Genomic DNA, 12,770 nt, shown 5'->3' on the forward strand with positions numbered 1-12,770 from the left:
CTGAAATTAACTTACACTCATACCTAAATAGACTTCTTTAATTTTATCCAACTCTTGATTATTAATTTGTTGAGATTCATAGACTGTTCTTCCCATGTCCATTACATATAAGCGTTGAACGATTTCAAGTGCTGCGACGGCATTTTGCTCCACAAGTAAAATCGTTGTCCCATCTTTTGCGATTTGCTGAATGGTTTCAAACATGGATTGAACAACTAAAGGAGCTAGGCCCATTGAAGGTTCATCTAGTAAAATGAGTTTTGGACCTGCAACCAAGGCACGGGCAATGGCTAACATTTGCTGCTCGCCTCCACTCAGTGTACCTCCTAGTTGCTTAAGCCGCTCTTTAAGTCTTGGAAAAAGATCAAAGACATAACTTAGTCGATCTCTACCATTCGATTTCTTGTTTGCATGATCCATTGAAATTTGGAGATTCTCAATGACAGACATTTTACTAAAAATATGCCGTCCTTGTGGTACATGAGCGATTCCCATACTTAGTAATTTGTGGGGTGATGAATTTTGTATTTCTTTCCCTAAATAAGTGATCGTTCCTTCTTGTGTTTTAATAAGATTAGAGATGGTTTTTAGCAGTGTCGTCTTCCCTACCCCATTTGCACCTAATATGCCAACGATTTCACCTTCATTGACATGTAATGAAATTTCCTTTAATACTTTAATATCCCCGTAGCCGCTAACTATCTGATTTATATTAAGCATTAACCGAACCCCCTAGATACGCTTTAATCACATCCTCATGCTTGGCTATTTCATCTGGCGTTCCTTCTGCAATTTTTTGACCGTGATCCAGGACGACAATGCGGTCTGAAAGAGACATGATCATTTTGACATTATGCTCAACAAGGATCACCGTCACACCTTGTTCTTTTATCCTAAGAATGAGTTTACTTATTTCTTCCGTCTCTTGAGGGCTTAGACCCGCACAAGGTTCATCCAGTAATAATATGTTAGGTTGTGTCATAAGTGATCGTGCTATTTCAACACGTCTTCTTTCTTCAGTTGAAAGCCTAGAAATTTTCTCATACTTCTTTTCACTAAGTTCTAACGTTTCTATGAGATTATCTGCTCTTGAAACGAGCTCTTTTTCCTTTTGTCTGTATCTTTTTGTCCTAAAAAGAATGTCCCATGCTTGCTTTTGCGCATCCATATGACCGCCTATTAAAATATTGTCTAGAACATTAAGTTCGCGAAGTAACCGAACTGTTTGAAAACTTCTTGATAATCCTAATTTTGCCATATTCCAAGGCTTGCTTTGACTGATTTTTTGTGTACCTATAATTAAGTATCCTTCTGAAGGCTGCTGCAATCCTGATAAAACATTTAAAAAAGTCGACTTTCCTGCCCCATTAGGACCCATGACGCCAAGGATTTCATTCTTCTTCACGTCCATTTCAATGCTTTTGACAGCCCATAGTCCACCAAAATTGACGGAAATGTTATTCACTTGCATGAGTTGCTCATTCATTCACAGCATCCTTTCCAGCATGCGGATCAATGCTCGTTTTTAGTTGATTTACTCTTTTACGTCTTGAAAATAGTGAGATGATTTTATTTTTGAAAAATGGGTAGATCCCTTCTGGAATAAATACAATCACTGCAACTAGAATAACTCCATAAATCACAAGTCTTAATTCATCAAAGTTTCTAAGCCACTCATTCAGAAAGGAAAGTAAAGCAGTACCGAGTAATGGACCAGCAATAGTCCCGCTTCCACCAAGTATAACGGTAGTAATAATGGAGATCGATTGATTTAAATCAAATGTATCTGGACTAATAAATGTCATATAACCAGCAAATAAGGCACCTGCAAACCCTGCAATTCCACCACTTAAAGTAAAAGCTAATAATTTATAGCGGTATACATGAATACCTGTCACATAAGCCGTGATTTCATCTTGTTTAAGACAACTCCATGCTCTTCCGACAGGAGACTTGATGAGAAGATAAATCACTAAAACTAATAAACTAAGACAAGCTACAATAAATCCTAAGAAATAATTCCCATATTCTAATGGAATTGAAAAAAGAGTGGGTGATTGAATATCTCTGATTCCTTGAGGACCTCCTGTTACTTGCATCCAGTTATTTAAAACCCCATTTACAATGACGCCAAAGCCAAGTGTGGCAATACCTAGAAAGTGTCCTTTTAATTTAGTTGTAGGCAGCCCAAGAATAAGTCCCATAAGCCCTGAAAATAGGACTGCTATTACCATGCATAGCCAGAAAGACAAGTGATAATTCACATTTAATATTCCAACCATATAAGCCCCTATGCCAAAGAAGCCTGCATGTCCTAGTGAAATTTGGCCTGTATAACCTACTAATATATTGACACTCAAAGCGAGAATGGCTGTGATAGCAGCTAAGATGAACACACGTAAAAGATAGAGATTTTGAATATACAAACTTGCAATAGAACATACAATGCAAAGGATCGTTATCGCCGTATAGAATAGTCGTGTTTTCGTCATACTTTTTCCCCCTGAACTTTCGATAAAATCCCTTCAGGTTTGATAATGAGCACTAAGAATAACGCACTGAATACAATGACATCTTGAAAGGCTGTGGAAATATATCCTGCCGAGAAACTCTCAATCAGCCCAACAATAAACCCTCCCATGATGGCCCCTGGAATATTTCCCATTCCACCAAGCACAACAACCACAAAAGCTTTTAATGTAAGAGAGATCCCCATGGTTGGATAGACGTTATAAATCGGAGCAGTTAATCCACCCGCAATTCCGGTCAGTGCAACACCAAAAATAAAGGTTAAAAAGGCAATCCGATTCGTTGGAATACCATATAATGTGGCTGTATCAGGGTCTAATGAGGCTGCCCGAACAGATCGTCCAAATTTTGACCGTTCTAGTAGCCAATAAGTAAATCCGCACAATATTAAACTAACGATCACAATGAGAATTCTTTGTTCAGAAAGAAAAACACCAAACGCTTGAATGGATTTTTCACTAAAAGAATTTGAAACCACTTTTGGATTTGGCGAGAAAAGATATTGCGATAAATTGACTAGAAACACGGATACCCCTAATGAACTAAGCATCATATTCAATGGTTCACTTTTTCTTAAAGGATGAAAAGCTAAAATATGAATCACGAAGCCTATCAATCCCGCAATAATAAAAGAAAGAATAATCGCAAGCATGTAATTCATATGCATTTGCATCAAAAAGTAGGTACCGAAAGCTCCTATCATTGCAAACTCACCTTGAGCAAAATTGGACAGATTCATGACACCATAAATTAATGTTAGACCAAGCGCGATTAAAGCGTAGAGAGCTCCATTAGCCATTCCATTTACGATGATTTGGATAAACTCAGTCAATAAAATCCCTCCTACATAATTTTTTGAAGGTTATCCGATGAGATACGTGAAGGTATCTCATCAGAAGATATCCATTTAGTTCGTGGTCATCTTATTCAGCATGATAAATTCCGACTTGTTTTCCATCTTGAATTTGGCTGATCCATACCTTTGTCGCTGCTTGTCCATTTTTGTCAAATGTAATGTCACCCATAACTGTATGTTCATCTTTTAATTCATGTAGAACTTTATTAACTTTTTCAGGATCTGAGGTTCCTGCTTTTTTAACAGCATCAGCATAGAGATAGACTGCGTCATAGGTTGCTGCAGAATAGTAGCTATCTGGTATTTGTCCATATTTTTTATTGAAATCATTAACAAAAGATTGTGTTTTTTCATCTTTTGCTGTCGGTACGAAGTAATCTGTGTGGATTAAGTTATTAACAGCTGAACCACCAAGTTCCATCGGTTGTTTACCCATGAATCCACCAAAGCTGTATAATTGTTGATTAATTCCAAGTTGTTTTGCTTGTTTGGCAATTAAAGCACCTTCTGCAACTAACCCAGCAATTAACACTGAATCTGGTTTACTTGCTTTTATTTTAGTCAGTTGGTTATTAAAGTCTTTTTGTCCAACATTATAAAGTTCTTTATTTGTGATCTTGCGTCCGTCTTTCTCAAATTGTTCCGAGAAGATCTTAACGATGTTTCGGCCATAATCTGTGTTCTCTGCAATAATGGCCATTTTTTTATGTGGTTGCTCTTTCAAGATATAATTAACCATTTCTGTGATCTGCATGGAGTTCTTAGCAACATTACGATAAACATTATTTAGTCCTGAATCTGTCACATTATCAGCTACGGCAACAGGTACAAAGCTTGGGATATTCTTTTTAGCCGTGATACCAATATCAGTTATGGTGTCCGAGCTTTTTAGCGTTCCGATCCAAGCATCGATATTTTCATCACTAACCATGCGTTGTGTTACTTTTACTGATTCACTTGGATTCGCCTGATCATCTTCAGCTAAAAGTTTAAGCTTACGACCATCTACGCCACCTTTTGCATTGATTTGGTCGACGGCTAGCTGAGCCCCCTGTTTCATCAGATTGCCATACAAGGCACCCCCGCCAGATAATTGTGTAACTAAGCCAATCTTCATCGGGCCAGATGAATCTTTTTTACTGTCACTTTCACTGGCACCTTTTGGAGCACTACATCCTGCTAATAACAAAATCAATACGCTTAACAGGCTAACCATCATAAAAAACATCTTTTTAAATCTCTTCATCCCTCTAATCCCCCCTATTTTATAAAAAATAAGTTCTTGATGATGAGTCTTGGATGATTGCTCATTTTTTAATTAGTCCTTGATACAAAAACATCTTGATAATACTGAGCTTTTTGAGATTGATCACTTGCTTGGACACTGTAAGAATACTCGGTTAGACTGGTTAGACCAGTTTAACCATAATATCTTCCTTGGAATCTATAACTTCCCCCCCTTCGACTCACTATTCAAATATTCTGTTAAATTTTAATATTTTAATAATACATGATATATATCTTCTTGTATCGATATTTGTTAGATTTTCTCACAAATAATTTAGTATTTCTACATGATTTACTTAAAATATGCTGATTATGAGTCTTCATGTCTTAAATGTTTTATTAGATAATATTTTTACCCTTTAATATATTCACTTCATCTTTTATCATTTGCATATGTTTTCTCATTACAATTTCTGCTGTTTTTTCATCTTTTAATTCAATACATTCAATGAGTTTCCAATGTTGTACTTGTGCTTCTTCTATACTGGTGGGAGTAAAATGAGTTAGTTTAAATAAAGCCTTATCCGTTAATTCAAAAAATGAATTAATGAGTAGGAAAAAAATATTGTTTTTAGTCAGTTTAGCAAGTTCTAAATGAAAATTAGCATCTTCTTTGACATATTCACTTATAGTCAGTGCATTGCTGTCCATTTTTTCACAAATCATTTTCAATTTTTCTATACCTTCTGGGGAAGCTTTGGCCACGGCTTTTCTTATCATAGAATATTCCAATTCTTCTCTTACTTCTACGATATCTTCAATCTTTGTATCACTTGCCTGTATGACTCTATGCAGGGCATTGGTTACATTATCTCTGTTCGGTTTTGTCACATAAGCTCCTTTACCCGCCTTTACTGTGACCATCCCTTTTTCACTAAGTACTTTAATTGCCTCTCGAATCACTGTGCGACTTACTTGGTAATGAAGCGACAATTCTCTTTCAGATTGGAGCTTTTGATCTGGCAAATATGTACCATCAATAATTTTTTGTTCAATATCCGTTAGCACTTTGAAGTATAATAAATTATTCATTTAAAACCTCCTTTTGATAATTGTTGAACTATCCTTTTATAGAGGTTGTTCAAAAAGTCACCAAATGATAAGCTACGAATCTCGGCGTTAGCTTGTTTTTCCGGTCCTCATGTAGTAAAAACCTACATTCCGGTCCTCAAAACGGCGCCGCCTTGATCTTCTTGCTTCTAATTTGTCACCTTTTTGAACACGCACTTATAAACGTTATTTTAATATGAGTTTTCCTTTTGTCAATTTAAATTCCATTTTAAGTTAATTGTAAATTGGCACTTTTTTATGTAGTTTATGTGCTTATCTAGTGTTACTCTGTGTAGGCATTTGATCATGGGTTGATATGTTCTATTCTAAAACGAAGATTTCGTGCTCAAAACCCAACTACCTCAATTATGATTGATGTACCTCAATTCCGATATGAAGTTCCTCAATTATGAAGTCAAGTGCCTCAATCCCAGTCTGAAGTGCCGCAATTATGGATGATGTACCTCAATTCCGGCTAAAGTGCCTCAATTATGAATCAAGTACCTCAATTATGGTCTAAAGTGCCTCAATCCTAGTCTGAAGTTTCTTTATTTTAGAGTGAAGCGTTCTCGATACACCACCTCAGACCTCGAATGCATTAGTCCAACGACCTGTCTTCACATATACCTCAACTTGCCTAAATAAATTTAAAAAACCAGCCCCATCTTTCCAAGGCTGGTTCAAACTATTTCTTATTCGATTCCTTTTTGTACTTCATCGATCATGATATTGAGTGATTCGAGTCCACCGCCGGCGAAGTACCAGACTTCTGGGTTGAGGTAGACGACGTGTTTTTCTTTGTAGGCATTGGTTTTTTGGACGAGTTCGTTTTCAATGACTTTTTTGGCTGATGGTTTTCCGTCGACGACAGCGCTTCGGTCAACAACGAAGAGGTAGTCTGGGTTTTTTTGACTGATGTATTCGTTTGAGACACTTTGTCCATGTGGTGAAGCCTCAATCTGGTCATCTGCGGATTTGAATCCAAAGACGTCATAGATGAGTCCGTATCTGGAGTTAGATCCGAATGCAGAGGCTTTACCTTCATTAGCCATAATGGTTAACACTTTTTTGTCTGTTGGAACTTTGGATTTCAATGCATCAATTTTTTTATTTAGTTGGTCAACTTCTTTTTTTGCTTGATCTTCTTTACCAAAGATCGATGCGAGCTCGGTCATGTTGCTTTTAAATGAGTTCAAAAAGTCTTTGTCATTGACAGTGAATTGAACGGTTGGTGCGATTTTTTTCAGTTTGTCGTTAAGATCGGCCAATCGGTTTGAGCTTATGATAAGGTCCGGTGCCAAGCTGTTGATTTTTTCAAGATCGACTTCTTTGAGACTACCTAGGTTTGTGTATTTTTCGTCTTTAAATTTTTTTAAATAGGCAGGTACTTTTTGTTGCGGGATACCAACGATTTTGTCTGTTTCGCCAAGCTTGTCCAATGTATCGAGGATGCCATAGTCTAAGACGACGATTTTCTTTGGATTTTTTGGAACTTTTACAGTACCATTTGTTCCTTTAACTGAGATGGTTTCTCCTTTAGGTTCTTGACTACTATTCCCGCAAGCTGTAGCCACGATCATGATGATCGCTAAAAAGGCCATTGTTATGATTTTTTTCATGTCTCTATCCCCTTCTCTATTTTATAGAGGTTGTTCAAAAAGTCACCAAATGATAAGCTACGAATCTCGGCGCCCACTTGTTTTTTCCGGTCCTCATGTAGTAAAAGCCTACATTCTGGTCCTTAAAACGGCGCCGCCTTGATCTTCTTGCTTCTAATTTGTCACCTTTTTGAACGCGCGCTTATACATTTTTAATTAATTTTTCCATTTGATCCGTGAACCATTCTTAAGTAGAATGGTTCGGTTTTATTTAAAATACAAGCAATATTTGCATTGATTAATTTCAGTGATGTCCAGATGCATATCATAAATGTCTTTTAGCTTATCCGACGTCATGATTTCTTCTGTTGATCCTTGGGCGACAATCTCACCGTTCTTGAGACCGACCATGTAGTCTGCGTAACAAGAGGCAAAGTTGATGTCATGTAGCACAAGGATAATCGTTTTGCCAAAGTCATCAACCAAACGTCTGAGAGTCTTCATCATTTGCACGGCGTTCTTCATGTCGAGATTATTAAGCGGCTCATCTAATAAAACATAATCCGTATCTTGAGCGATGATCATGGCAATGTAGGCACGTTGCTGCTGCCCACCTGATAAGGCATCGAGATAATTTTTTCTGAGAGGCTCAAGTCCCATATAAGCCAAAGCTTCGGTCACTTTTTCATGATCATCTTTTGTTAAAACACCTTGTGAGTATGGAAACCGGCCAAAGGAAACAAGATCTTCAACCGTTAATCGAGCCGTCATTTGATTGTTTTGCTTTAGGATGGCTAGTTTTTTGGATAAAGCTTTGCTTTTCCATTCGTTAATATCCATGTCATCGATGAGAACCTCTCCGCCCTCTTTTTTTAAGAGACGGCTGACGATGCCGAGCAACGTACTTTTTCCAGCCCCATTAGAACCAATAAAAGCTGTGATTTTTTTTTCAGGAACTTCAAGGTCGATGGCATTCAAAACGGTTTTGTTTTGATATTTTTTTGTGATTTGTTTTGTCTCGATCATCCTCGACTCTCCTTTATTAATAAGTAAATGAAGTAGGCGCCGCCAATAAAGTTGATAATGACGCTAAGTGTTGTGTTGAAAGTAAAGATCCTCTCCACCATCCATTGGCCAAAGACAAGAGCGATTATGCTCAGTAAAATGGCGCCTGGAATTAGCACTTTGTGGCGATATGTATCAAATAATTGATACGTCACGTTAACAACCAAAAGTCCTAGAAATGTGACTGGGCCGACAAGAGCTGTTGCGACAGAGACCATGATGGAAACAATGATGAGCAGGTGCCGGGCAAGCTTGAAATACGGAACACCTAGATTAATGGCCTGGTCTTTTCCTAGTCTTAGAACATCAAGGTATTTGAACCAATAAGCGAGATAAACAAGGGAAAGAATAAGGACAATACTAGCCATACCAAGCACCGGGCCGTTGACCGAATTGAAGCTCGCAAACATCTTTCCTTGTACAATTAAAAATTCATTTGGATCAATCAGCATTTGCATGAAAGACGATCCATTTTGAAATAATGTCCCAAAAACAATACCTAATAATAGAAGGAAGTAAATGGAGACCCGTTCCCTCCGGAATAATAGGTGGTAAAGCATAAACGAAAAGGCAATCATTAAAACGAGCGTGGCGATAAAATTAATATTTTTATTTGCCATAAGCGGATTATTCGATCCAATGAAAAAAACTAATAGCGTCTGGAATAACATGTAGAGCGAATCAAGCCCCATCACGCTAGGCGTTAGAATTCGATTTTGAGTTAAGGTCTGGAAGATCAACGTGGAAACCGCAATGGCTACGGCGGTCAGCCCGATAGCTGCGAGTTTGATCCCGCGTTCTTCTAAAGCAAAAGACCAGCTACCCCCAATTTTATAAAACATGAACAAAAGGCAAGATAAAAGAGCGAAGGCACCGAGTGCACTCATTTGGATCATCGATTTACGCGGCATATTTTTCCCTCCTTAATAGCAGGATGATGAATATACCACTTCCGATGACACCAACCATTAAGCTAATCGATATTTCATATGGGAAAATGATGAGTCTTCCCAATATATCACAGGCTAAAACAAACGAGGCTCCAAATAATGCTGTGAGCGGTAAGGTTTGCCGTAGATTATCGCCGGAATATATCGATATGATATTTGGAACAATGAGCCCTAGAAATGGAATCGTGCCTACGGTCAATATGACTGAAGAAGTCATGAGAGCGACTAAGGTTAAACCAATCGCCACAATCACTTTGTAATTAAGACCCAGATTAACGGCGAAACTTTCACCCATACCAACAACGGTAAAACGATTTGCATAGATGTAAGCAATGAGAAAGAGTGGAATCGTGATATACAGCATTTCATATCTTCCACGTAGAACGGCCGAGAAATCCCCCTGGAGCCAGGCATTGATGTTTTGAACAAGATTATTTTTATAGGCAAAAAAGGTTGTGATTGAGCTAATGATACTTCCAAACATCAAACCGACGAGTGGAATGAAAATGGTATCTTTAAATTTTATGCGATTAAGCAACTGAATAAAAATAAAAGTTCCCGCTACTGAAAAGACGAAAGCGACGAGCATTTTAGTGAGTGTTGTAGCTTGGGGGAAAACCATGATCGCAACTAAAACGCCTAGGCGAGCTGCATCCAACGTGCCGGCTGTTGTCGGAGAAACAAATCGATTACGCGTGAGCTGCTGCATGATCAGACCACAAATACTCATTCCAGCTCCCGCAATGATAATACTCACCGTTCGCGGAAAACGAGAAATCATAAGAATATCCACTTGCTCTTTTGTTAGGTGAAGGGCGTCCGATAAAGGAACATTTTCTACTCCAACAAAGACAGACATGATCGCTAATAAAATTGTCATAATGACTAAAATCCATTTTCTCATAGCTTAACCCCTAAGTTTTTAATGCTAAATGATAACTGTTATCAGTAATAAAAGTGTACCGTGAATGAGAATCATTGTCAACGAATTTTTTGAATTGATTGAACTAGGTAGATTGATAGACTTAAATGAGCCATTCGAGGAGAGTAAAAAGTAGCCTATGTCATGCGAAATTTGAACAGGTAGTATGGTTAACTTAAAGTCCAGCAGAGGATTTGTTTAAAAGATAAAAAAAGAGACTACACATTTGTACTGAACCCCAAAAGTTAGATTTTAAATCTAACTTTTGGGATGCACATCATTCAAGTAGTCTCTTATACACCATGCAATGAATCATATCGGCCAAACCAATGATAACGGTGAGTGGATACCCACATATAAAGTGGCGTGAAAATTTTTTTCATAAGAGGAAGATACAGGATTAAGCTTAATGGGCTCGTTAGTGGGAGTGCCATAAGAATTCTTCTGATCGTTTCAAAACCAGCATGTATCTTGCCATCTGATGTAACCATATGAATCTGGTCGTACAGATCACGGCCCTCATCTTTCAAAAATTTGTATGGTGTATCTTCAATCCGTTGCACTGGAATCCACTCGATCCGATTCCGCCAATCTAACCATTTAACGACCTTTTTCGTATTCGCGCATAACGGACACTGAGCATCAAAGAAAACAACATGCTGTTTCAATGAAATCACCTTTCTTTATTGTAGCCTATACACTATCTTCCCCTCAGACATTTGAAATAAACACAACTCAAGACATTACCTAATGAAAAGAGCGACGATGAAAACAAATCAATTTTTTCTTATTTGTATAATTTAACTGGGGATTGCATTACCTAAGATCAGGATTTTTCACAGTTTCACTCTGGAGTTGGGCAACTTCCGTCCCAGGGTTGCACGACCACACTTTGGAATTGCAACAGTTTACTCAAAATACGGGATGGTTAAGAAGTCTTTAATTTAATATTCAAAAAAGGAATGCTTTAAATAAGCACATTCCTTTTTATTTGCTAATATTTTGCTTCTTATATTGTACTTGTAATTAAATATATTTTACTCTTTTCTTCATTTACATGTATTAAATCCCAGCTTTTTCAGCAATAGGTTTTAAAGCTTGTTTACTTTCAAACATGATTTTTTCTTCATCTAATGTTAATACTTGACGATTTTTCATTACAATTTTTCCATCAATTATGGAGTCCTCTACGTCTTTGGATGTTGCACATTCTATTATTGTACTAATTAATTTATGAGTTGGACTGAGATGTGGTTGATCAATATTCAATAAAATCAAGTCTGCTTTTTTTCCTATTTCAATTGTCCCTATTTGGTCCTTTAACATTAAAGCTGATGCTCCTCCGACGGTAGCCATTTTTAATAATTCTTTGGCTGGGATGACTAATGGGTCAAATATTGGTAATCCCCAAAAAACATTTAACCCAGAACGGAAAACTCTCATCTCATCGAATAAGCTTAAACTAGATCCAGCTGCACCATCTGTCCCCATTCCAATAGGCATATTATGTTGCATAAGTCTTGGCGTTTTTGGGAATCCATGACTTCCAAAATTACTTCTTGGGTTATGAACAATATTGACCTTCCTATCTTTCATTAAATCAATTTCTGATTCTGTTAAAACCACACTATGTGCAGCTAACAAATTAGGTCCCAATGCTCCATATTGATCGAATACTTCCGCAGGTCTTTTTTGATAGTTTTGTAAACAATAACTCACCTCATCACGATGTTCTGATAAGTGTATGTGTAGTCCTGTTTTATATTCTTTTGCTTTCCTAGCCATGAGTTCGATAAGGGCAGGCGTACTTGTCATAACTTGACGTAAAGCAAACCAAATTTGAATCCTTCCATTTCCAGCTCCATGAAACTCTTTATATAAATTTTCTATTTTCTCAGCAGCCTCTAATGGACTACTTTTCATTGAATCAGGTATGAATGGACCTTGATCCATTGTCGAACAGGTTATTGCTCCCCTAAGCCCAGATTGAACAACGACTTCTGCCACCTTGTGCATATGGACACCACCTGATTCAGCGAAGGCTGTTGTACCGGACTTTATCATTTCCAAACAACACAATTGAGCGCTATTAAATGCATCTGTTTCATTGAGACTGCTCTCAAATGGTACAAGGATTCTTGACCAAATCATGGGGTATTCATCAGCAATTCTTCCTCTCAAGAATTGTTGAGAAATATGAGTATGAGCATCGACGAGTCCAGGCATTAAAAGTTTGCCTTTTCCGTCTAATGTGTCTTTAGAATAATAAGTTTGTTCAATTATTTCAGGTGTATCTATTGCAAGGATAATGTCCTCATTAATTACGACTGACTGATTTTCTTTAATTTCAAAATCAGATGTTATCAGACTACAATTTTTTATTATTAAATCAACTAAGTTTTTCATGATTATTTCACCTTTCTTGTATGAAGTTATTAATCGACATAGAATACTCCATAAGTATATTTGAGTATCTCTAAAATTTTGAATTTAAGTTCTTTTATTATAGATTT

12 protein-coding genes are annotated in these 12,770 nt (G+C 37.2%); all 12 read right to left on the reverse strand.

Translation table 11 applies throughout. From position 1 onward, the window contains the following. Positions 1-6 precede the first annotated feature (6 nt). The 12 genes from FG390_RS03440 to FG390_RS03495 all read right to left on the reverse strand — a co-directional run bounded on the left by FG390_RS03440 (position 7) and on the right by FG390_RS03495 (position 12,663). On the reverse strand, positions 7-720 hold the full coding sequence (locus FG390_RS03440) for an ABC transporter ATP-binding protein (RefSeq protein ID WP_141189642.1): 714 nt from the start codon (positions 718-720) through the stop codon (positions 7-9). Continuing rightward, entirely contained in the window at positions 713-1,486 is a 774-nt protein-coding gene (locus FG390_RS03445; protein WP_141189908.1) for an ABC transporter ATP-binding protein, read from the reverse strand. The genes FG390_RS03440 and FG390_RS03445 overlap by 8 nt, the downstream gene beginning before the upstream one ends. Beyond that, a complete protein-coding gene (locus FG390_RS03450) occupies positions 1,479-2,492 on the reverse strand; it encodes a branched-chain amino acid ABC transporter permease (protein ID WP_141189643.1) in 1,014 nt (337 codons plus the stop codon). Before FG390_RS03450 ends, FG390_RS03445 begins: the two co-directional genes overlap by 8 nt. Beyond that, positions 2,489-3,361: a branched-chain amino acid ABC transporter permease gene (locus FG390_RS03455; protein WP_141189644.1), complete on the reverse strand. Its 873-nt coding sequence runs from the start codon at positions 3,359-3,361 to the stop codon at positions 2,489-2,491. The genes FG390_RS03450 and FG390_RS03455 overlap by 4 nt, the downstream gene beginning before the upstream one ends. 91 nt (positions 3,362-3,452) lie before the next feature. Next, on the reverse strand, positions 3,453-4,631 hold the full coding sequence (locus FG390_RS03460) for an ABC transporter substrate-binding protein (protein ID WP_141189645.1): 1,179 nt from the start codon (positions 4,629-4,631) through the stop codon (positions 3,453-3,455). Positions 4,632-5,011: 380 nt separating this feature from the next. Then, positions 5,012-5,704 (reverse strand): FadR/GntR family transcriptional regulator, encoded by a 693-nt coding sequence (locus FG390_RS03465; RefSeq protein ID WP_141189646.1) that lies wholly within the window; start codon positions 5,702-5,704, stop codon positions 5,012-5,014. 710 nt (positions 5,705-6,414) lie between these two features. Further along, the gene (locus FG390_RS03470) at positions 6,415-7,341 is read right to left on the reverse strand and encodes a siderophore ABC transporter substrate-binding protein (protein ID WP_141189647.1); all 927 of its coding nucleotides are present in this window, start codon (positions 7,339-7,341) and stop codon (positions 6,415-6,417) included. A 246-nt stretch (positions 7,342-7,587) separates the two neighbouring features. Further along, positions 7,588-8,346 (reverse strand): iron ABC transporter ATP-binding protein, encoded by a 759-nt coding sequence (locus FG390_RS03475; RefSeq protein WP_141189648.1) that lies wholly within the window; start codon positions 8,344-8,346, stop codon positions 7,588-7,590. Further along, entirely contained in the window at positions 8,343-9,296 is a 954-nt protein-coding gene (locus FG390_RS03480; protein WP_141189649.1) for an iron chelate uptake ABC transporter family permease subunit, read from the reverse strand. The genes FG390_RS03475 and FG390_RS03480 overlap by 4 nt, the downstream gene beginning before the upstream one ends. Beyond that, the gene (locus tag FG390_RS03485; RefSeq protein ID WP_141189650.1) at positions 9,286-10,239 is read right to left on the reverse strand and encodes an ABC transporter permease; all 954 of its coding nucleotides are present in this window, start codon (positions 10,237-10,239) and stop codon (positions 9,286-9,288) included. The genes FG390_RS03480 and FG390_RS03485 overlap by 11 nt, the downstream gene beginning before the upstream one ends. A gap of 311 nt (positions 10,240-10,550) precedes the next feature. Next, a complete protein-coding gene (locus FG390_RS03490; protein WP_141189651.1) occupies positions 10,551-10,925 on the reverse strand; it encodes a thiol-disulfide oxidoreductase DCC family protein in 375 nt (124 codons plus the stop codon). A 394-nt stretch (positions 10,926-11,319) separates the two neighbouring features. Beyond that, entirely contained in the window at positions 11,320-12,663 is a 1,344-nt protein-coding gene (locus tag FG390_RS03495) for an amidohydrolase family protein (protein WP_141189652.1), read from the reverse strand. Between the last annotated feature and the right edge of the window lie 107 nt (positions 12,664-12,770).

Origin of the sequence: Terrilactibacillus laevilacticus (genome assembly GCF_006517395.1) — a bacterium.
Taxonomy (GTDB): domain Bacteria; phylum Bacillota; class Bacilli; order Bacillales; family Sporolactobacillaceae; genus Terrilactibacillus; species Terrilactibacillus laevilacticus.